The organism is Paraburkholderia steynii, from assembly GCF_900100565.1.
In the GTDB taxonomy this organism is placed as follows: Bacteria; Pseudomonadota; Gammaproteobacteria; order Burkholderiales; family Burkholderiaceae; genus Paraburkholderia; species Paraburkholderia terrae.
On record NZ_FNDI01000003.1, the window covers coordinates 408,675 to 428,055 of the forward strand.

Sequence of the window (19,381 nt, forward strand, 5' to 3'; positions counted from 1 at the left end):
ACATGGCAATCCAAAAGGAACTGCTGGAAGATATCGATGGGCGTTGCAATTGTCTTGCGGCGCGCAAGGCGTCCCGGTATCTGACAGCGGCATATGACCAGGCTCTCGCGCCCGCGGACCTGCGCGCTACGCAGTTCTCGATTCTCTACAAGCTCGCCAAAGATGGACCGCTCACGATTGGCGATCTGGCCGCCGCCATGGCGATGGATCGCACGACGCTTTCTACGAACCTGAAACCGCTGGAACGGGACGGGCTCATCGAAATGGTCCCCGGACAGGATCGCCGGGTGAGGATGGTCGTGATTACAGACGCAGGCGTTGCGCGCTATCGCACGGCGCTTCCGATGTGGCAGGCGGTTCAGCAGGAATTCGAAGGAAACTACGGCGAAAAGCGTGCAGTCGCGTTGCGCAACGCTTTGCGCAACGTGTTGAATAGCGGATTCAGCCCCTGGGCTGACGGCGACGGCGCGACCGCTAAAGACTAGGCACGCGCCGATCGGGCAGGAGTTGGCGGTGCATCCCTCATGGATACGTCGCCGGATAATGTGCATATGCACAACGTTGTACACATCATCCGAAATGGAAACAGGAGACACGTATGAAACACCCCCATATCGTCGAGGCATGCCGGAAAGCGTTCAGCGGATTCGAGCTCAACGACAAGACCGACCTCGTTGCCTTACTTGACGACGATGTCGTCTTCGAGTTCTCGGACTCACTGCCTTATGGCGGAACCTACGAGGGAAAGCAGGAGTTTCTAGCCTTCTGGAAGCACGTTTATGACAAGTGGGAGACTTTCACTTACGACGCCAGAGCGGTCCTTGAAGCAGACGATTACGTCATCGTCCCTGTCCTGACGCGGGCAAAAGCGCTCAACGGTTATCTGATGGAAAACGAACATCTGTTTCTGTTCAAGGTCCGGGACGGCCGGATCGTTCACGGACGCCTCTACGCCGACACCGCGCGAGGACGCGACATTCTGGAAGACAAGCCGCCGAAGCGCTATCCGAAACTGATCCTTAATTAAGCCCATGCCGTGACCTGGACGGCTCGCGCGTTGATTAATCGAAGTGGCGCGGCGGCCCGGAGGTGCTGTCCGGGCCAGCCGCACGCGCGACACATGGGACGCGCCGCCCTCTAGCGCACCCAGCCACGCTCGATCAACGGCACATCCCAGCCGGGCTCAGTGCCGAGCCAGTCCACCAGAAACTCGACCAGTGCCTTCACCTTGAGCGCCTGGCGTTGCGTGGCTGGGTACACGGCCGCGAAGTTCAAAGGCGAGAGCGCAAAGTCCGCCAGAACGGGCACGAGCGAGCCGTCGAGCAACGGCGCGCTCGCCACCAGCGTGGGCAAACACACGACACCGCCGCCCGTCAGCGCATAGTCGCGCAGCAGATGCACAGAGTTCGAGCGGATCATGCCGGGCAGTTCCATTTCGAAGACCTCGTCGCCGCGCGTCATCGTCCAGTGATTGCGCGATGGATAGCCCGAATAGAGCGCCGTCGTGTGCTGCAGCAATTCGCGAGGATGCTGCGGCGTGCCGTGCGCTTCGAGGTACGACGGTGCAGCGCAAAAGAGCCGCCTCACGGTAAAGAGCCGCCGCTCGATCAACGACTCCGAGATAGCGGGGAAGACCTGGAACGCGACATCGAAGCCCTCTTCGATGGGATCGACTACGCGGTCGTTCACGATGATGTCGAGCTGGATGCCGGGATAGCGCCGGTTGAATTCCCCCAACACCGCGCCGAAATGACCCAACGCGAAACCCGGCAGCATCTGGATACGCAGCCGCCCTGTGGGCGTGGCGCGCAATTCGCGCATCTGATCGGTCAGGTCGTTGACGCGCCCCACCACCTCAGCACATTCACGATAGAAAGCCTCGCCGACTTCGGAGAGGCGCACGTGCCGCGTGCTGCGGTGAAACAATGGGGCGTTGACGAAGCGCTCCAGTTGCTGGATGCGGTTCGTCACGACCGAACTGGTTACGCCGAGTTGCCGGGATGCCTCGGCGAAGCTGCTCGTTTCCGCGACCCGCACGAAAGCCTCGATACTCAGAAAACGATCCATGCCGCTTCCCTGTCATCGTGTACAGCACGTCAGTGTATACGCGCTGACGCCGGTGACAGTGGCATGCGTGAACATCGGCTTGAGCACACATGAAAGCGAGCACGGCGCGCTACTTCTTCTCGAAGCAACACGCCGTGCGCATAAGCCCAAGTATCGGTGGCTTTACTCGAATTGCTCGGCCACAGGAAATTCGCCCGTCGACGCATTGCGTCGGCGCAATATGGCAGGTGCGGTCTCCTTGAGCAGCAGGCTCACGCCGATGCCAAGCAGCACTGCGCAGATTGGCAGCCAAAGAATATTCTGAATGCCAAAGTGAGTCGCGACGAAACCAGCAAGCGCAGGCGCCACCCCGCCGCCGAAGATCTCGCCCGCGCCGACCACGATCCCGATTGCCGTCGAGACCATACCGACGGGTGCCGCTTCCGTCGCGACCGGTCCGGAGAGCAGCGAAACAAGGCCAAGAGTGAAAAATGCCGACACGAACAGCACAGCGAACAAGGCCACCGGCTGCGGGCCGAGCCCGCGAAACACGTACAGCATGACCGCCGTCCCCGCGAAACCGACCACGCTCGCAAGACGCCGCCCGACGAGATCAGAAAGCCCCGGCAAGCCGAACTGGCCGACGAATCCACCAAAGCCGATAGCCGAGACCACGATACCCATGCGCTGCGTGTCGAGCGCCAGGTACTCGGTGAGATAGAGAGGCAACATCGCCCCCAGCACGAAGACGCCCGTCATCGCACAGAACAGCGCGACCATCGCGACACGGATATTCCCGCTCTTCAGCACGTCGCGCCAGTTGCCGCGCCGGGCTTGTGCCGTCGCCTGCGCAGGCGACTCGGAGGGCACCGATGCAGGCGCGGTATTCGGCTCGCGAATCACGCGGAACATCAGCAGGCCGAGGATCAACCCGGGAACGGAGACCAAAGCGAACACCCACCGCCACGACATCACGTTGAGCAGCTGGGTCGCAATGATGGGCGAAAGAGCCAGTCCGAACAGCGCGAATCCACTTTGCTGGAGGCCAAGATTGAAGCCGCGGCGTTTCGGATGCGAGGCGTCGGCAGTCGCGGCGAAACTCGTCGGGCAGAACGAGCCTTCGGCGACGCCCATCAGGGCCCGCACCGCCATCAGACTCGCGAGTCCGCCCGCAACACCCGAAAATCCCGACAATAGCGAGAACGCAACAATAGCGGGAATCAGGACCTTACGGCGTCCAAACTTGTCGGAGATGCCGCCCATCAACGCAGCGAAGACACCCCATGAAAGACCGAGGATGCCGATACAGTTGCCGACGTCCTGGGCCGTCAGATGCAGGTCCTTCATGATGGACGGAAAAAGCGGCGCGATCAGCCACCGGTCCAGGCCCACCAGCCCGAATCCGAGCGCGAGCAGCGTCACCGCTTTCCATTCGTAGGACACGTCCCACTGGTTCGATCTCATCCTTGTCTCCTATGACAAATTCGACGGCGACCGCACGCAGTGCAAGCAGCCCGCGGCGTACACAGCGCCGACGGAGGAAGAATGATCCAGGTGCAACATGGAAAGAATGCGAGGACGACCGAATACGTCATTCGCGAAATGCAAACAATGGCCGCGATATGCCCCGCGAGGCATACCGGACAAGGATCTGCGCTGAAAACGAAGGCGGTCGCGTCGAACTTCTGGCGCACCCCAGGGCTACCCCGGGTAGACGCGTGCGCGGCCGGGCGGCGGCGTGAGATCGCAGGTCAGCAAAAATCCACTCGACCCGATTACCCGTGCTGCTTCGCCTTTGCAGCAGCGTTAAGTCCGCCAGCAATGAATCCGCGTGCGTGTGTCGCAAGGTCCATGCTGTCGTCCCACAAATTTCTCCAGATGGCCAGCGCATTGGACAACTGCTCATTCACAACGGCGGATGAAAAACTCTCGAATGTGATCACCCCTTTGTAGTCGATCATCGCCAGCGCGTGGAAGAACTGTGCAAAATCGATCGTGCCGGAGCCAAGGTATCCACGGTTGCTCTCGCCAATGTGGACGTAGCCGAGACGGTCTCCGCACTGGAGCACCGGCTGCATGAAATTGCACTCTTCGATGTTCATGTGGTAGGTGTCCAGATGCACCACCACGTTCGGCGCCCCGATCTCGTCCAGCAAGCCAAGCGCTTGCGACGCCGTGTTGAGCAGGTTGCTCTCGTAGCGATTGACCACTTCCAGACCGAGCGTGACATTCTTCTTCTGCGCAAGCTCTGCGATCCGCTTTAGCGATTCCACTGCGTTTCTGCGCCCCTTTGCGGTAGTGGGCGCTTGGTACTTGCCCATTGCACTGTACAAAATACCGCCAAAGTACGCACCGCCGAGTTCCGCGGTAATCCTGACACCCTCTTCCAGCAGCGCCATGCCTCGCGAAACCACCGCGGGGTCTTCGCTGGATATGTCCGCGTCGAAAGTCAAACCGCGAGAGCAGCCAAGCTCGAGGTTGTGCTCCTGTAGCAGGTCACGGGTCAGCGAGAGGTCCATGACCTTTGGACCGTGCAAGGAGAGTTCGATCAGGTCGAAGCCTGCCTTCTTCGTCTGGGTGATGACATTGCGCGTCGACTCCGGCGACAGATCCCCTGCCCATACCAACGCGTGGACGCCTTGTTTGTTCATTGCGCTGCGCCTCCCGTCGCGACGGCTACGCCCGTCGACGACCCATGTCCGCTTTCAGTTCACGCGCATCGCATCAGCAACGGGCTGCTTGCGTTCGAGCGCCATGCCGTCCTGACGGAAGAGGTGTACATGCCGCTTCGAAAAGCCCGGCTTGATCGGCTGCCCTTCCATCGCGGCGGATTCCCCCGAGCCCTTCACCTGGATCACCCGTTCGTCGGCAAGACGCACGTGCAGAAGCGTCTCGCTGCCCAGATGTTCGATGACCATCACCTCGCCGGATAACGCGCTGTCGGTGTCGCTATTCGCGGACTCGCTCAGATGCTCGGGTCGTACACCGAGCACGAGCTTCTGATCCGGCTCGATGGCGTCGCCATTGCACGGCACGTCGAGCGACGCGCCGCCGGGCAGCTCGATCGTGACGCCCGTCTCGTGCTTCTTCAGCACGCGGACATCAAGAAAATTCATCTTCGGAGAACCGATGAAGCCCGCCACGAAGCGGTTGCGCGGCGTGCGGTACAACTCGAGCGGCGAGCCGATCTGCTCGACTTCGCCGTGATTGAGCACGACGATCCGGTCGGCCATCGTCATCGCTTCCGTCTGGTCGTGCGTGACGTAGATCATCGTAGCGTTGAGCTGCTTGTGCAGCTTGATCAGTTCGAGGCGCATCTGCACGCGCAATGCGGCGTCGAGGTTCGACAGCGGCTCGTCGAAGAGAAACACCTTGGGCTCGCGCACGATCGACCTTCCGATCGCCACCCGTTGACGCTGGCCGCCCGACAGCGCGCGTGGCCGGCGCTCCAGCAGTTGTCCGATCTGCAGGATATCCGCCGCACGATGCACGCGCTCCTTGATCTGCGCTTCGGGCAGCTTGATCATGCGCAGCCCGAACGCGATGTTTTCGTACACGGACATATGCGGATACAGCGCATAAGACTGAAACACCATCGCCACGCCGCGCTCCGACGGCTCGAGCTCCGTCACGTCTTCGCCTTCGATCACGACGCGGCCCGAATCGATCCGCTCGAGCCCTGCGATGCTGCGCAGCAAGGTCGACTTGCCACATCCGGACGGGCCGACGAACACCAGAAATTCGTGTTCCTTCACATCGATGTCGACGCCCTTCAGCACGTCGGTGCCTCCAAACGCTTTGCGGATCTGCTGCAAATGTACGGCGCTCATGCGTGTCTCCTGTCCCATGCAAGGTCGTACAGCGCCATGCGCTGGTCTCATGCAAAGCAATGGCTGCGTCATGACGGATGCACAACCTCGCGCGGCGAATCTGCGGCGAACTCGAATCGCACATGCCGCGACGCACCATCCAGCATTTGACGATTTTCTTCTTGACAACAGGTGCGCGTCAAAATATACATTTGTAAAACGCAAATTACAAGTGAAACGACGAGGGCGCGCCGTACGTTTTGCACGCGTCGATGCACGTCGCCGCAATGACGATCAAGGCCGCGGCATTTGCCGATGGTTCAAGAACAATCAAGGAGACGAACGATGAATAAGCGCTTTCTGCAGCCCTCTGCCATAGCGTTGTCACTTGCCACGGCGTCGCTGCTCTGCGCTGCCAACGCGGATGCATGGACATTGAAGGAAGCCGCGCAGCCGTACTCGGGCACCACCATCAAGGCGATCTTTCTCGATCGCCCCGGCTACAAGGCCGCGCAGAAACTCATTCCGCAGTTCGAAAAGGAAACGGGCATCAACGTGAAGTGGGAAGTGATCCCGTACGAGAACACGCGCGAGAAGGAAGTGCTCAACTTCGTCGGCGGCGGCGATCAGGACGTGGTGCTCGTCGACGTCGTTTGGATTGGTGAATTCGCAAGCAACAAGTGGCTCGTGCCCATCAAGACCTTCACGGACAACCCGAAGCTCGCTGACCCGAAGCTGAACCTGCCAGGCTTCTTCCCAATTCTGCTCGACTCGTTCGGCTCATGGGACAAGGTCACGTACGGCTTGCCGTTCGATAACTACTCGGGCCTGATGTTCTACAACAAGTGCATGCTGAAGGAAGCGGGTTTCAACGAGCCGCCGAAGACCTGGGACGAACTGCTCAATACCTATGCGCCAAAGCTGACGCAGGCCAGTAAGAACCAGTTCGCGTTCGCGCTGCAGTCGCGGCGCGGCGAAACGCAGTCCGCGGACAGTTTCATGCGCGTGCTGTGGCCGAATGGCGGCTCGCTGCTCGACGCCAAGTTCAAGTCGAACCTGATGTCGCCGCAATCGCAGGCGGGCCTCGAATACCGGCAGAAACTGATGAAGTACATGCCACCCGGCATCGTCGACTTCGATCACGCCGAAGCCGTCAACGCGCTCGCGCAAGGCCAGGTCGCGATGATCACCGAGTGGTCGGCGTTCTATCCGACGCTCACCGATCCGAGCAAATCGAAGATCGGCAACTGCCTCGCGATCACCACGGAGCCGAAGGGTCCCGCAGGTCTGAAGCCCGCGCTCGGCGGCTTCTCGCTGGCCGTCAACGCAAAGTCGAATGCGAAGAAGCAGGCGGCGGCGTGGCTGTTCATCCAGTGGATCACCTCCGAAGAAATGGCCAAGCCGTATCTCGAAGCGGGTGGTGTGCCCGCGCGCACAGCCGTGTACCAGGACAAGGCCGTGCAGGACAAGTATCCGTTCGTGAAGCCGATGGTCGAGTCGTGGCAAGGCGGCGTACCTGACTATCGTCCGCGCTTCCCGGAATGGCCGGCCGTGTCGGAAGTGATCGGCGAATGGGGCACGAAGATCATGCTGGGCCAGGTGTCGGTGAAAGACGGCGCGCAGACCATCGGCTCGAAGACGGAAGAGATACTGAACAAGGCGGGCTATTACAGCGGCAAGAAGCCCTTGCTGAAGTAACGGCACCGCACCGAAGGGAGCATCGATGTTGAACAGCACTGCTCGACCCGGTAACGGCATGACACCGGCAAGGCCCCGCTCGCGGGTGCGCTTGCCGGGTTCGGCCGCGTTCTGGTTTCTGATTCCGGCGATCTTCACGCTGGCGGTAATCGGCATCTATCCGCTGCTGCTGGCGTTGTACAACTCGTTTCATCAGTACAAGCTCGCGGATCTGGCGTCGGGCACGCCGTTCGTCTGGTTCGACAACTACATCGCGACGCTGAGCGAGCCGTCGTTCTGGGGTGCGCTGGGACGCACGGCGCTGTTCCTGTGCGTGACCTTGCCGATCGAAGTCGCGCTCGGACTGTTCGCCGCGCTGATGCTCCATCGCACGACGCTGCCGTGGATGCGCACCATCGCGCGTGTCAGCCTGGTGATTCCGATGGCGACGACGTATGCCGTCGTCGGCCTGATCGGGCGGCTCATCTTCAACCGGCAGTTCGGCGTGGCGAACTACATCGGCGGTCTGGTCGGCGTGCCGCCGCAGGACTGGCTCGCCGATCCGACGCTCGCGTTCGTCTCGGTGATGATCATGGACATCTGGCAATGGACGCCGTTCTGCGCGCTCATTCTGCTGGCAGGCCTGACGATGGTGCCCAAGGAAGCGGAAGAAGCCGCGCGCCTCGAAACGCCCAGGTGGAGCAAGATTCTGTGGCATCTGCAACGGCCCTATCTGCTGCCCGGCCTCACGGCAATCCTGATCCTGCGTTCCGCCGACATGCTGAAGATGTTCGACGCCGTCTTCACCATGACGCGCGGCGGGCCAGGCACCGCGACGGAGTTCATCAGCGTGTATATCCAGCGCGTCGGTTTCCGCCTGTTCGATCAGGGCATGGCATCCGCGCAGGCGATCCTGCTGCTGATCCTGACCATCGTGCTGTCGCGGCTCTATATCCGCTTCGTCTATCGGGAGGCCGCGTGAACGCACCTTCGACGCAACGCGCGAGCGGCGACGCCGCGCTGCCCGGCAACCCCGGCCTGACGGCACGCGCACGCCGTGCGCGCAGCGCGCGGCGCAACGCGACCGCGTGGCATTTTCTGGGGCTGCTGGTCGTGTTCCTGTCGTCCGTGTTTCCGTTCTACTGGATGGTGACGACGAGCCTGAAGAGCCAGGCGGAGGCGCTCGCCTATCCGCCCGTATGGCTCTTCAAGCCGACCTTCGTGCATTACGTGGAAGCGCTGTTCACGCATGAAGTGGGCGGCAGCCTGATCAACTCGCTGATCATCGCCAGCAGCACGACGGTGCTGTCGATCCTGCTCGGCACGCCCGCCGCGTATGCGCTCGCGCGCTATGAATTCCGCGGCAAGGAAGACCTGTGGTTCTGGTTCATCTCGAACCGCATGGTGAGCCCCGTCGTGCTCGCCGTGCCCTTCTTCCTGATCGCGACGAAGCTCGATATCGTCGATACACACATCGTGCTGATCCTGCTGTACATCACGTTCTCACTGCCGATCGTGATCTGGATCTGCACTGACCAGTTTCGCAACATCCCCGTCGAACTCGACGAAGCCGCGCGGCTGGACGGCGCTTCGCCGTGGCGTATCTTCTGGCGCATCAATCTGCCGCTGGCGATGCCGGGCATCGTCGTGTCGGCGATCTTCGCTTTCATCTTCTCCTGGAACGACCTGCTCTACGCACTGGTGCTGACGCGCACCGACGCGATCACGTCGCCCGTCGCGGCCACTAGCTACATGAGCGGCTACGAGTTGCCGTGGGGCGAAATCATGGCGACGGGCACGCTGATCGTGCTGCCGATGGTCGTGTTCGCGCTGCTCGTTTCGGGCCGGCTCGTGCAAGGGCTGACGATGGGCGCAGTGAAGTGACGCTCTGGTATAACCGCGTGTTGCTTTTCACTCGAACACAAAACGATACATGACCAAGACCGCCCCACTCGTCACGATGCCGGAAGCCGATGTTGCCATCGACGCCGAAGAGGAATTGCAGGCGCGCGTCGCGTGGCATTACTACATCGGCAATATGACGCAGCAGGAAATCGCGCATCTGATCGGCAGCAACCGCGTGCGCGTAAACCGGCTGCTCGCGGCGGGCCGCGAATCGGGCCTAGTGCAGATCACGATCAACAGCCGGATCGCACCGTGCATCGCGCTGGAGCAACAGCTCGTCGAGCGCTTCGAACTCGACGACGCGGTGGTCGTGCCGACGGGCATCAGCCCCGAGGCGAACATGGCCGCGCTCGGCATCGGCGCGGCGGGTTGCCTCGTCAAGCGCATCACGGAAGGCGCGACGGTCGGCATCGGCTGGGGCCGCACGATACGCGCGGTGCTGCGTGCCATGCCGCAGCGCGCGTATGGCGCCGTCAACGCCGTGTCGCTGCAAGGCGGCCTGTCGCATTGCCCGAGCATCAACACGTTCGACATCGTCTCGGACTTCGCGAATCTCTGCCATGCCGACGCTTATCTGTTCGCGGCGCCGATCTATGTTGGCAGTCAGAAAACGCGCGATCTTATCCTTCAGGAAGAAACCGTGCGCGGCACGTACGAACTCGCGCGCAATGCCGATCTCGCGCTGCTGACCTGCGGCGACCTGACGGAATCGCTCGTCGTCACGTATGGAATCTCGAAGCCCGACGATCTGCGCACCTTGCGCAAGGCGGGCGCGATCGGCGACATGCTCGGCCATTTCATGGATGCAAACGGCGACCCCATCGATCATCCGCTGAACCGCCGCACGGTCGCGATCTCGCTCGACGATCTGCGCAAGATCGAGGACGTGGTGCTGGTATCGGGTGGCACGAAGAAGTTTCATGTGACGCGCGCCGCGTTGCGAGGCCGCTATGCGTCGGTGCTCGTGACGGACGAAGATACGGCGCGTCGTCTGTGCGACGAACCTTGAATACTTAGGGACCGCAATGTCCACGCACGACGACCCTCGGCAGTTCGACGGCAAGACGGTGCTCATCACGGGCGCGGGCAAAGGCATCGGCCGCGCGACGGCGCAACTGCTGGCGCAGCGGGGCGCGCGCGTGATCGCGCTGAGCCGCTCGGCCGCCGATCTGCGAACGCTCGAAGATGAGATCGGCTGCACGACGCTATGCGCCGATCTCGGCAATGCAAGCGCGGCACGCAGCGCGGCGGAAGCGGCGCAGCCCGTCGATCTGCTCGTCAATTGCGCGGGCATCGTCGAACTGCAACCGTTTCTCGACACGAGCGTCGACGCCTTCGACACCATCATGGCCGTCAACGTGCGCGCCGCGATGATCGTCGCGCAGCAATGCGCGCGCAGCATGATCGGGCGCGGCGTGGGCGGCTCGATCGTCAATGTGTCGAGCCTGTCGGCGACCGTCGGCTTGCCGCTGCATGCGGCCTATTGCGCATCGAAAGCCGCGCTCGACGGCCTTACGCGCGTGATGGCCGTCGAACTGGGTCCGCACGGCATCCGTGTGAACACAGTCAACCCGGTCGTCACGATGACGCCGATGGCCGAGAAGGCATGGAGCGACCCGGAGAAGTCCGCGCCGATGCTCGCGCGCATTCCGCTGAAGCGCTTCGTGCAGCCGCTCGAAGTGGCGCGCACGATCGCTTATCTGCTCAGTGACGAGTCGGCCATGGTGAGCGGCGTGAGCCTCGCCGTGGACGGCGGCTTCCAGGCTGGCTGAACACGCGTGGCACGTGCCGAACGACGGGCTCCGTAAATCAATCTCTCTCTTGCGAAAGGAACGACGATGGACGCATTGGTACTCGAAGGCGCACAACGCATCAGCCTGCGGCCGTTCAGCTTGCCGCAGACAGTTGGGCCGCGCGACGTGCGCATCCGCATCCATACGGTCGGCATCTGCGGCAGCGACATCCACTACTACCAGCATGGACGCATCGGTCCCTTCGTCGTCAACGAGCCGATGGTGCTCGGGCATGAGGCGGCAGGCACCGTCGTGCAGGTCGGCGACGAAGTGCAGCATCTGAAACCCGGCGACCGCGTCTGCATGGAACCCGGCGTGCCCGACATGGATTCGCGCGCATCGCGCGAAGGGCTCTACAACCTCGACCCGAAAGTACGTTTCTGGGCGACGCCGCCCGTACACGGCTGCCTCGCACCGTTCGTCGTCCATCCCGCCGCGTTCACCTACAAGCTGCCCGACAACGTGAGCTTTGCCGAAGGGGCCATCGTCGAGCCGCTGTCGATCGGACTTCAGGCCGCGAAGAAAGCGGCCATCAAGCCAGGCGACGTCGCCGTCGTGCTGGGCGCCGGCACGATCGGCATGATGTGCGTGCTCGCAGCGCTGGCGGGCGGATGCAGCCGCGTGATCGTCTGCGACATGGTGCCGGAGAAGCTCGCGCTGATCGGCAGCACGCCGGGTGTGACAGCCGTCAATATCCGCGAAGCATCCGTCAGGGAAGTCGTGCGGCGCGCGACGGACGACTGGGGCGCGAATATCGTGTTCGAAGCGAGCGGCAGCGAGAAAGCGTTCGACGGCATTGTCGATCTGCTGTGCCCCGGCGGCTGCCTCGTGCTGGTCGGCATGCCGCAGCATCCCGTCCCGCTCGATATCGTCGCGTTGCAGATCAAGGAAGCGCGTGTCGAGTCCGTGTTCCGATACGCGAACATCTTTCCGCGCGCGATTCAACTGATCGCGTCGGGGCGCATCGACGTCAAGCCGTTCATTTCGCGCTCGTTCGCTTTCGCGGACGGCATCAAGGCATTCGAAGAAGCGGCGAGCGGCAATCCGACTGACGTGAAGGTGCAGATCGTGATGGAGTGACCGCGCAAGCGATGCAGATTGCCCGTTTGCCAACGAAACCAGCGTGAGGTGCAGCATGAACGCGACGGAAGATGCAGCGTCAGCCATGACGGCGATCGTTTGCCGTGCGCCGAAGGACTATCGCGTCGAGCAGGTGGCGCGCCCGCGCGCCGGGCGCAACGAACTGGTGATACGCATTGCCGCTTGTGGCATCTGCGCAAGCGACTGCAAATGCTGGTCGGGCGCAAAGATGTTCTGGGGCGGCCCGAACCCGTGGGTCAAGGCGCCTGTCATTCCAGGCCACGAGTTCTTCGGCTATGTCGAGGAACTTGGCGAAGGCGCGGCGGAGCATTTCAACGTGCAACTGGGCGAGCGCGTGATCGCCGAACAGATCGTGCCGTGCGACAAATGCCGCTATTGCCGATCGGGCCAGTACTGGATGTGCGAGGTACACAACATCTTCGGCTTCCAGCGGGAAGTCGCCGACGGCGGCATGGCCCAGTACATGCGCTTTCCGCCGACGGCCATCGTCCACAAGATTCCGCTTGGCGTATCGCTGGAAGATGCGGCGATCATCGAGCCGCTCGCCTGTGCGATTCACACCGTCAATCGCGGTGACATCCAACTCGACGATGTCGTCGTGATCGCGGGCGCAGGACCGCTGGGCCTGATGATGGTACAGGTCGCGCACCTGAAAACGCCGAAAAAGCTGGTGGTGATCGATCTGGTCGACGAGCGTCTCGCGCTCGCGCGCGAATACGGCGCAGACGTGACGATCAATCCGAAATCCGACGATGCACTCGGTGTCGTCCGGTCATTGACCGATCAATATGGTTGCGATGTGTATATCGAAACGACGGGCTCGCCGTCGGGCGTCACGCAGGGGTTGGATCTGATCCGCAAACTCGGGCGCTTCGTCGAGTTCTCCGTGTTCGGCAGCGATACGACGACAGACTGGTCGATCATCGGCGACCGTAAGGAACTCGACGTGCGCGGCGCGCATCTCGGCCCGTATTGCTACCCGATCGCCATCGATCTGCTCGCGCGCGGACTCGTCACGTCGAAGGGAATCGTCACGCATGGCTTTACGCTCGAGCAATGGGACGAGGCGATCAAGATCGCGAATTCGCTCGATTCGATCAAGGTCCTGCTCAAGCCGAAAACCTGACATTCCAGATCTTCGCAGTGTGCCGGGGCGTGTGATGGTGTTGACCCGGGAAGGATCGGGTCAACACTTGCACGGATAACGCGGGCTACGTAGACGCAGCCGCGAAGTCGGGATCGTCGAACAGCTTGCGCAACAGCGCCTGAAAAATCGCCGTGGACTGGTTCAGACCGTTCGACGCAGCAATCGCCCCGAGAAATGCCGAATCCCAGTGAGCGTCGGCGCGGAGTACCTTGTCATAACGCACCGACTGCCCCTGGCGGATAACGAAGTGGCCGGTGACCTGCGCCTGACCATCCGCAATACGGACTTCGGATAGCGTCGCCTCGATGCGCGCCGCCGCGTTCGCGTCATAGTTGCCTGATGTTGCGAGTTCCGTGCGAAGCGCTTGCCCCAGATAGGACGTCCACGAACCATCGCCCGGTGCCGAGATGCGCATCGAGCGGACCGTCGTCTGCACGTCCGATGGATCGCTACCCGCCGTCGTTACCTGGAAGCGGGCTGCGCGCGGCAGGCTGCCCAGCTTCATCTGGTTGGCCACACTCGCCTGATACGGCAGCACCGGTTGCGTCACACACCCGCTGAGCAGCACGGTCGCTATCAGTGTCGCGAGCACTGCCGGCGCGCCAGCGCGGCGGCGTGGAGCACGTCGAAGCGTCATCGCGCGATGTCCGTCGACTGGTCGAGTTCCGCCAGACTCCTGCCGACGATCTGACGCAGCACCTTGTCGCTCGCCTGCTGAAGCGGCATCGACTGAAGACCTTCCGGGCCGGAAGCGTTGCCGATGGTCGTGTAAAGCACATGCTTGACGACCTTCGTGACAGGTTCATGGCCGGGCTCGACGTAGCTCGCCGTACACTCATAGCCGTCGGTCACCATCGTGCCGATCGCACCGAACGTCAGGCCCACACCAAAGCCTTTGGCGGCCAGATTGTCCGTGAGGGGAACGTTGTTGATCTGGACCGACAGCTTGCGCCCGGACGGAACGGGGTCATACGAGACCTGGCTGAACAGGCCCGACTGGACCACCTGCTCGAAGATATGTGATCGCACATAATCGGTGGCGCGCGCGTTCGGCACGCCTTTCGTCTGGAACTCGACGAGCAGTTGCACGGGCTGCGGCGTCGCGGACTTTTTCAGGGTCGCGTAGTCCGTATCACCCAGCTTCGCATCGACATAGGAATGCGGCGTCATGCATGCGGAAAGCGACAAGGCAAGGCTGGCCGCTCCGATCAGCATGGCGGCGCGTTTGGCGTTGAACATTCGGGGACTCCCTGTGAGAAATAGACCCGTCTGCTTTACGGCTGCCACGAAAAAAACTTTATTCCGCAGCGTGGGCGTTGCTTCGCGGGCTTTTTCGGGGACAATCGACCATCGCAATACAGCATTGCGTGCCACTCGCGTGGCATGTCCCCCAAGCCCCCGTCTATCCGCTCATACGGTTGATTAGCCCAAGGGAAAAGCACATGAGGAATTCAAAGATCCGCGCGTCACTGCCGGCGTTGGCGCTCTTGCTCGCTGGCTGCGCCGCAGGCGGCATGCCGGGAGGCGCAACGCATCTGAGCGCCGCACAGTGCCGCGACCTGACCGACCTTCGGAACCATGCGCCCCTCACCCGCGAGCGCAACCTCAGCGAACTGGCAGCGCTCAGGCAAGCGGGTTACGATCCGTCCCGGTGGTTCGATCCGTACTATCCGGACGATCTGCAGGCCGCGCAGAGTCAGGTCGATCGCTGGTATCACGATGAATGCCAACAGGCCCAGGGAAAATGAGCCTGCGGTTTGCGTTCAAGGCGATCGCCCTGTGCCCGGCACCGCATGACCAGGCTTTCCTTTGCCTGCTTTTCCATGCTGCGGTGAACCCGCGATGACCGCCGCCAGGCGTTGAGCAGCGGCTTTCATCTGCTCGCTGCTGAACCCTCCAAACCCAAGAACAAGGCCGGGGCGTCCCGTCTGCGGCGCGAACATGGGCGACACGGCACGTACCGCGACGCCCTCCCTGGCGGCGCGCTCGACAACCTCCCGGTCGTCCAGTCCGTCCGCGAGCCAGAGTACGAGATGCATCCCCTGATCGCCGGGCTCGATCCACGCGAGATCACCGGGGAGCAAAGCTTCGAGCGTATCGATCAGTTGACGCCGATGTTCGGAGTAGACATTTCGAACCTTGCGTATGTGCCGCTCCAGATGTCCTTCCGCCATGAAGGCGGCGAGCACGTGCTGATCGGCAGTTGGCGGATGGCGATCCATGAGCACGCGGGCACCGCAGAACGCATCGACGAGATTGCGCGGGACGATCAGATAGCCCAGTCTGAGGGACGGAAACAGAATCTTGCTGAACGTGCCAAGATAGATCACGCGGTCCGGAGCCAATCCTTGAAGAGCTGGAAACGGATAGCCCTCGTAGCGCAACTCGCTGTCATAGTCGTCCTCGACTACCCAGGCATCGCTGCCGCTTGCCCACGCGAGCAAGGCCGTGCGCCGCGCCATGCTCAAGGGCATCCCCAATGGATACTGATGGGACGGTGTAACGAATGCCGCGCGTGCATGCGGGGCCATGTTGATGCCAGCCTCGACATCGAGACCCTCGGCGTCGACAGGCACACGAATCATGCCCTCGCGATAGCCGATGTTTTCCAGTATGGCGGTGACGCCACGGTAAGCGGGGTTCTCGACCCACACCTGATCGCCCGGACCAAGCAGAACCTGACTCGCGAGAAAAAGTCCCTGTTGGGTACCGCTCGTCACAATGACCTGGTCCGCCTCGCACCGCACGGAGCGGGACCTTCGCACATAGGCCGCGATCGCTTCGCGCAGGGGTAACGCGCCCAACGGATCGGCATATCCCGTGGGCGCGCCTGGGCCCCTTGCGCGCAACCGGTTACCCAGGCGACGCCAGATATCGCCGGGCGCGGTCAAACCGACCGGGACAGATATCGCGAAGGGTATTGGCGCAAGCGGACGGAACTCTCGTGCAATCTGCGCGAACGCCAGGGCGCGCCCGGGTAGGCCGGACTTCGTTGCCGGCTCCGGTATCGCCTCGGGTGTACTGACCGGCCGCGACTCCGCCAGGGCCTGCGCGACATGGGTTCCCGCTCCCGCTTTCGATTCCAGAAAGCCCTCGGCAAGCAATTGCTCGTAGGCCTCGATCACCGTCCCTCTTGCAACGTGAAGCGAGGCAGCCAGCGAACGCGATGACGGCACCAGGTCTCCCGCTCTGATGTCGCCCTTGCGCACCGCTTCCCGCAGCGCCTCGGCAATTTGACGGCTCAGATTACCCGCCGTGCGATCGAGCGCCCCGAGGGACGGCATGTCCGCGGCTCGCGCAGTTCTCGCCATAATTCTGGTTCACTAGAAATTGAATAAACTGGTCCTTCAGGATAAACCACTTTTACAGCAAACTGGAAGGGTCGCAGTGATATCAACCCATCGCCCTTAGCAGCCAGAGACAGCGCATGTACGTACCAGCCCACTTCGCCGAAACCCGAAAGGAAGTTTTACATTCCCGCATCGTTCAACATCCGTTTGGCACGTTGATCACTCATGGGAGCAACGGACTAGACGCCAATCACATTCCGTTTGAACTTGCAGCAGAGGAAGGCGAACTGGGCGTGCTGCGCGCGCATGTGGCGCGGGCCAACCCGGTATGGCAAGAGGTCGCGAACGGCGACGAGGTGCTTGTCGTTTTCCATGCGGGCGACGCCTATATTTCTCCGAACTGGTATCCGAGCAAGCACGAACTGCACAAACAGGTGCCGACCTGGAATTACATGGTTGTGCATGCGCACGGCCGCATTACGATTCTCGATGACGAGCGCTACGTGCGAGGCGTAGTGGGCCGGCTCACTCGCACACATGAGGCATCGGAACCGAAACCGTGGAAGATGGGCGACGCACCGAAGGACTACGTGGATGCGATGGTAAAGGCGATCGTCGGTGTTCAGATTGAGGTCACGCGTCTTGTTGGCAAGAGCAAGCTCAGTCAGAACAAGGAAGCACGAGATATCCAGGGTGCTGCCGAAGCACTCAAGTCGAGTGGCGAATCCCAACTTGCCGATGCGATGCTCGCCGGGCTTCTAACGAAGCAGCCATAGAGAGCGGTCGGCGTCACTCAACACTCATCAGATAGCGCAATGTTCTCTTCCACCTTTATTTTTCGAGCCCGTCAATACGACGAGGCGTTCCATGAACTCGATCGACGGATTGCCGAAGTGGCGCGATCCATACCGGGATATGTGAGTGAGGAGACGTGGGAAAACGCCGGTGAAGGATTGATCCAGAACGTGTACTACTGGGAGTCTGAAGAGGCATTGCTACAACTCATCACGCATCCCGTCCACGTCGAGGCGAAAGCGAAGCAAAGTCGCTGGCTGGATGGCTACCGGGTGATCATCGCGAGGGTGATTCGGGAATATGGTGATGGCCGGCTCGCGATGCAAAGAATGTAAGCGCACCGTGGATCAGGGCAATCTCACTGGCCCAGTGGACCAGTGAGATTTCAAACCTGCTCGACAGCATCGAGAGACATCCTGTCTGACTCATCGTCCATCACCGGTTCGTGGCGACGCGTTCCCATTCGCCTTTGATGGAACAATCCCATACACGCAAGCAACGCGCTTAGACCCAGCGTAGCCACGACCTCGCCGCGGTGCGCGTGACCGCTCACCATCACGGCAAATGCGCCGATGATCAGCAAGATGACAAAGAGTCCAAGGAACGGATGCATCCACATTCGCACTTTGAGCTTTCCGTCACGCTCAAGTTGAGCGCGCAATCTGATCTGGCTGACAGCGACGACAAGGTAAACGAGAAGTGCCATGGAACCCGTCGTCGACAGCAACGCTTCGAACACATACTTCGGCGCGAGATAGTTAGCCGCAACGCCCGCAAACGCCGCCGACGTGGACAGCAGAACAGCCACCACGGGTACACCGTTGCTGCTGGTTCGCCTCACCACCGACGGCGCCAGTCCGCGAGCCGAGAGAGAAAAGATCATGCGCGACGCGGTATACAGGCCGGAATTCAGGCAACTGCATACTGCGACCAGAATGAGCAAATCGATGAGCAATTTGGCGTAAGGTACATGCAGCACCTGCAACACGGCCTGATAGGAACCAATCTGCGTCAACGCAGGATCGCTCCATGGAAGAATCGAAATGATGACGAAGATCGAACCGATGTAAAACAAGGAAATACGCCAGACGACAGACGTAATGGCACGTGCAATTTCCTTTTCCGGATTCGCCGATTCCGCCGCCGCAATCGTCACCACTTCAGTGCCGAGAAACGTGAACATCGTGGTCAACATCGCACCTGCCACGGGTTCGAGTCCTTTCGGTGCGAACCCGCCGTGCCCGAGAATATTCGACGATGCATCGACATGCACGTTCGGTATGAAACCAGCAATCGCAGCGAAACCGCACGCGATAAAGATCACGATCGCGGTGACTTTGACGATTGAAAACCAGAACTCCAGTTCGCCATAGTTCTTGACGCTCACAAGATTCGCGACAGTCAAAACGAAGGTGACGGCAAGGCAGAATTTCCACATCTCGACCTGCGGAAACCAGCTATTCAGAATGTTTGCTGCAGCTGTCGCCTCTAGCGGCAACACCAGCACCCAGAACCACCAGTACATCCAGCCGATCATAAAGCCGGCCCAAGGACCAATCGCTTTGCCTGCGTATGTCGAAAACGATCCGGAGTCGGGCATTGCGCAAGCCATTTCACCCAGCATGCGCATGACGAGCACCACCAGCAGACTCGCCAGTACATAGGCAATGATCGCGGCCGGACCGGCCTCCGCTATTGCATGCCCCGATCCGACAAAGAGGCCTGCTCCGATACTCCCGCCGATCGAGAGCATCACGACATGTCGTTGCTTCAGACTATGAGCGAGCGCGTTGCGTGGGGTTTCTTGCATGTGTCTTC

General features: G+C 61.3%; 20 protein-coding genes. 12 read left to right on the plus strand and 8 right to left on the minus strand.

The genetic code is table 11. From position 1 onward, the window contains the following. Nucleotides 1-2: 2 nt before the first annotated feature. Nucleotides 3-485, plus strand: a complete 483-nt coding sequence (locus BLT65_RS08255; RefSeq protein ID WP_091776784.1) for a MarR family winged helix-turn-helix transcriptional regulator — start codon at nt 3-5, stop codon at nt 483-485. 113 nt (nt 486-598) lie between these two features. Next, complete coding sequence (locus BLT65_RS08260) at nt 599-1,027, plus strand: nuclear transport factor 2 family protein (protein ID WP_091776786.1); 429 nt, start codon at nt 599-601, stop codon at nt 1,025-1,027. Between the two features lie 110 nt (nt 1,028-1,137). Here BLT65_RS08260 and BLT65_RS08265 read toward each other — a convergent pair whose 3' ends face one another. The 4 genes from BLT65_RS08265 to BLT65_RS08280 form a co-directional block, all read right to left on the minus strand. Continuing rightward, the gene (locus BLT65_RS08265; RefSeq protein ID WP_091776787.1) at nt 1,138-2,067 is read right to left on the minus strand and encodes a LysR family transcriptional regulator; all 930 of its coding nucleotides are present in this window, start codon (nt 2,065-2,067) and stop codon (nt 1,138-1,140) included. A gap of 162 nt (nt 2,068-2,229) precedes the next feature. Next, a complete protein-coding gene (locus BLT65_RS08270; protein ID WP_091776789.1) occupies nt 2,230-3,510 on the minus strand; it encodes an MFS transporter in 1,281 nt (426 codons plus the stop codon). A 311-nt stretch (nt 3,511-3,821) separates the two neighbouring features. Next, nucleotides 3,822-4,697: a sugar phosphate isomerase/epimerase family protein gene (locus BLT65_RS08275; RefSeq protein WP_091776790.1), complete on the minus strand. Its 876-nt coding sequence runs from the start codon at nt 4,695-4,697 to the stop codon at nt 3,822-3,824. Between the two features lie 54 nt (nt 4,698-4,751). Next, a complete protein-coding gene (locus BLT65_RS08280) occupies nt 4,752-5,876 on the minus strand; it encodes an ABC transporter ATP-binding protein (protein WP_091776791.1) in 1,125 nt (374 codons plus the stop codon). 324 nt (nt 5,877-6,200) lie between these two features. On the opposite strand from BLT65_RS08280, the gene BLT65_RS08285 reads away from it, so the two are divergent. The 7 genes from BLT65_RS08285 (at nt 6,201) to BLT65_RS08315 (ending at nt 13,457) form a co-directional block, all read left to right on the plus strand. Beyond that, a complete protein-coding gene (locus BLT65_RS08285; RefSeq protein ID WP_091776793.1) occupies nt 6,201-7,553 on the plus strand; it encodes an ABC transporter substrate-binding protein in 1,353 nt (450 codons plus the stop codon). A gap of 25 nt (nt 7,554-7,578) precedes the next feature. Then, nucleotides 7,579-8,514, plus strand: a complete 936-nt coding sequence (locus BLT65_RS08290) for a carbohydrate ABC transporter permease (protein ID WP_244186455.1) — start codon at nt 7,579-7,581, stop codon at nt 8,512-8,514. Next, complete coding sequence (locus BLT65_RS08295) at nt 8,511-9,416, plus strand: carbohydrate ABC transporter permease (RefSeq protein ID WP_042307617.1); 906 nt, start codon at nt 8,511-8,513, stop codon at nt 9,414-9,416. The genes BLT65_RS08290 and BLT65_RS08295 overlap by 4 nt, the downstream gene beginning before the upstream one ends. 49 nt (nt 9,417-9,465) lie before the next feature. Then, nucleotides 9,466-10,446: a sugar-binding transcriptional regulator gene (locus BLT65_RS08300; protein ID WP_042307615.1), complete on the plus strand. Its 981-nt coding sequence runs from the start codon at nt 9,466-9,468 to the stop codon at nt 10,444-10,446. Between the two features lie 16 nt (nt 10,447-10,462). Continuing rightward, entirely contained in the window at nt 10,463-11,209 is a 747-nt protein-coding gene (locus tag BLT65_RS08305) for an SDR family oxidoreductase (RefSeq protein ID WP_091776796.1), read from the plus strand. A 66-nt stretch (nt 11,210-11,275) separates the two neighbouring features. Beyond that, on the plus strand, nt 11,276-12,310 hold the full coding sequence (locus BLT65_RS08310; RefSeq protein WP_042307612.1) for an NAD(P)-dependent alcohol dehydrogenase: 1,035 nt from the start codon (nt 11,276-11,278) through the stop codon (nt 12,308-12,310). A gap of 55 nt (nt 12,311-12,365) precedes the next feature. Then, the gene (locus BLT65_RS08315; RefSeq protein WP_091776798.1) at nt 12,366-13,457 is read left to right on the plus strand and encodes an alcohol dehydrogenase catalytic domain-containing protein; all 1,092 of its coding nucleotides are present in this window, start codon (nt 12,366-12,368) and stop codon (nt 13,455-13,457) included. A gap of 85 nt (nt 13,458-13,542) precedes the next feature. Here the strand turns inward: BLT65_RS08315 and BLT65_RS08320 are convergent, their stop codons facing one another. Both BLT65_RS08320 and BLT65_RS08325 read right to left on the minus strand, forming a co-directional pair. Continuing rightward, nucleotides 13,543-14,115, minus strand: coding sequence for a hypothetical protein (locus tag BLT65_RS08320; protein ID WP_091776799.1), 573 nt, complete (start codon nt 14,113-14,115; stop codon nt 13,543-13,545). Next, a complete protein-coding gene (locus BLT65_RS08325; RefSeq protein ID WP_091776801.1) occupies nt 14,112-14,717 on the minus strand; it encodes a hypothetical protein in 606 nt (201 codons plus the stop codon). The genes BLT65_RS08320 and BLT65_RS08325 overlap by 4 nt, the downstream gene beginning before the upstream one ends. A 203-nt stretch (nt 14,718-14,920) precedes the next feature. On the opposite strand from BLT65_RS08325, the gene BLT65_RS08330 reads away from it, so the two are divergent. Next, nucleotides 14,921-15,226 (plus strand): DUF4148 domain-containing protein, encoded by a 306-nt coding sequence (locus BLT65_RS08330; protein ID WP_091776802.1) that lies wholly within the window; start codon nt 14,921-14,923, stop codon nt 15,224-15,226. A gap of 15 nt (nt 15,227-15,241) precedes the next feature. On the opposite strand, the gene pdxR is transcribed toward BLT65_RS08330, so the two are convergent. Continuing rightward, on the minus strand, nt 15,242-16,789 hold the full coding sequence (pdxR, locus tag BLT65_RS08335; protein WP_091776804.1) for a MocR-like pyridoxine biosynthesis transcription factor PdxR: 1,548 nt from the start codon (nt 16,787-16,789) through the stop codon (nt 15,242-15,244). Nucleotides 16,790-16,905: 116 nt separating this feature from the next. On the opposite strand from pdxR, the gene BLT65_RS08340 reads away from it, so the two are divergent. Beyond that, nucleotides 16,906-17,544 carry an FMN-binding negative transcriptional regulator gene (locus BLT65_RS08340; RefSeq protein ID WP_091776805.1) on the plus strand — a complete coding sequence of 213 codons (639 nt, stop codon included), beginning with the start codon at nt 16,906-16,908 and terminating at the stop codon, nt 17,542-17,544. A gap of 39 nt (nt 17,545-17,583) precedes the next feature. Next, nucleotides 17,584-17,898: an antibiotic biosynthesis monooxygenase family protein gene (locus tag BLT65_RS08345; RefSeq protein WP_091776807.1), complete on the plus strand. Its 315-nt coding sequence runs from the start codon at nt 17,584-17,586 to the stop codon at nt 17,896-17,898. A 50-nt stretch (nt 17,899-17,948) separates the two neighbouring features. Here BLT65_RS08345 and BLT65_RS08350 read toward each other — a convergent pair whose 3' ends face one another. Further along, nucleotides 17,949-19,373: an amino acid permease gene (locus BLT65_RS08350; RefSeq protein WP_091776808.1), complete on the minus strand. Its 1,425-nt coding sequence runs from the start codon at nt 19,371-19,373 to the stop codon at nt 17,949-17,951. Nucleotides 19,374-19,381 lie beyond the last annotated feature (8 nt).

What these genes read in the sequence shown, in the direction of transcription:
- BLT65_RS08340 (WP_091776805.1), top strand. Translation starts at nt 16,906, where the DNA reads ATGTACGTACCAGCCCACTTCGCCGAAACCCGAAAGGAAGTTTTACAT.
- BLT65_RS08305 (WP_091776796.1), top strand. Translation starts at nt 10,463, where the DNA reads ATGTCCACGCACGACGACCCTCGGCAGTTCGACGGCAAGACGGTGCTC.
- BLT65_RS08285 (WP_091776793.1), top strand. Translation starts at nt 6,201, where the DNA reads ATGAATAAGCGCTTTCTGCAGCCCTCTGCCATAGCGTTGTCACTTGCC.
- pdxR (WP_091776804.1), bottom strand. Translation starts at nt 16,789, where the DNA reads ATGGCGAGAACTGCGCGAGCCGCGGACATGCCGTCCCTCGGGGCGCTC.
- BLT65_RS08270 (WP_091776789.1), bottom strand. Translation starts at nt 3,510, where the DNA reads ATGAGATCGAACCAGTGGGACGTGTCCTACGAATGGAAAGCGGTGACG.
- BLT65_RS08265 (WP_091776787.1), bottom strand. Translation starts at nt 2,067, where the DNA reads ATGGATCGTTTTCTGAGTATCGAGGCTTTCGTGCGGGTCGCGGAAACG.
- BLT65_RS08310 (WP_042307612.1), top strand. Translation starts at nt 11,276, where the DNA reads ATGGACGCATTGGTACTCGAAGGCGCACAACGCATCAGCCTGCGGCCG.
- BLT65_RS08260 (WP_091776786.1), top strand. Translation starts at nt 599, where the DNA reads ATGAAACACCCCCATATCGTCGAGGCATGCCGGAAAGCGTTCAGCGGA.
- BLT65_RS08255 (WP_091776784.1), top strand. Translation starts at nt 3, where the DNA reads ATGGCAATCCAAAAGGAACTGCTGGAAGATATCGATGGGCGTTGCAAT.
- BLT65_RS08345 (WP_091776807.1), top strand. Translation starts at nt 17,584, where the DNA reads ATGTTCTCTTCCACCTTTATTTTTCGAGCCCGTCAATACGACGAGGCG.
- BLT65_RS08315 (WP_091776798.1), top strand. Translation starts at nt 12,366, where the DNA reads ATGAACGCGACGGAAGATGCAGCGTCAGCCATGACGGCGATCGTTTGC.
- BLT65_RS08330 (WP_091776802.1), top strand. Translation starts at nt 14,921, where the DNA reads ATGAGGAATTCAAAGATCCGCGCGTCACTGCCGGCGTTGGCGCTCTTG.
- BLT65_RS08280 (WP_091776791.1), bottom strand. Translation starts at nt 5,876, where the DNA reads ATGAGCGCCGTACATTTGCAGCAGATCCGCAAAGCGTTTGGAGGCACC.
- BLT65_RS08275 (WP_091776790.1), bottom strand. Translation starts at nt 4,697, where the DNA reads ATGAACAAACAAGGCGTCCACGCGTTGGTATGGGCAGGGGATCTGTCG.
- BLT65_RS08325 (WP_091776801.1), bottom strand. Translation starts at nt 14,717, where the DNA reads ATGTTCAACGCCAAACGCGCCGCCATGCTGATCGGAGCGGCCAGCCTT.
- BLT65_RS08300 (WP_042307615.1), top strand. Translation starts at nt 9,466, where the DNA reads ATGACCAAGACCGCCCCACTCGTCACGATGCCGGAAGCCGATGTTGCC.
- BLT65_RS08350 (WP_091776808.1), bottom strand. Translation starts at nt 19,373, where the DNA reads ATGCAAGAAACCCCACGCAACGCGCTCGCTCATAGTCTGAAGCAACGA.
- BLT65_RS08320 (WP_091776799.1), bottom strand. Translation starts at nt 14,115, where the DNA reads ATGACGCTTCGACGTGCTCCACGCCGCCGCGCTGGCGCGCCGGCAGTG.
- BLT65_RS08290 (WP_244186455.1), top strand. Translation starts at nt 7,579, where the DNA reads ATGTTGAACAGCACTGCTCGACCCGGTAACGGCATGACACCGGCAAGG.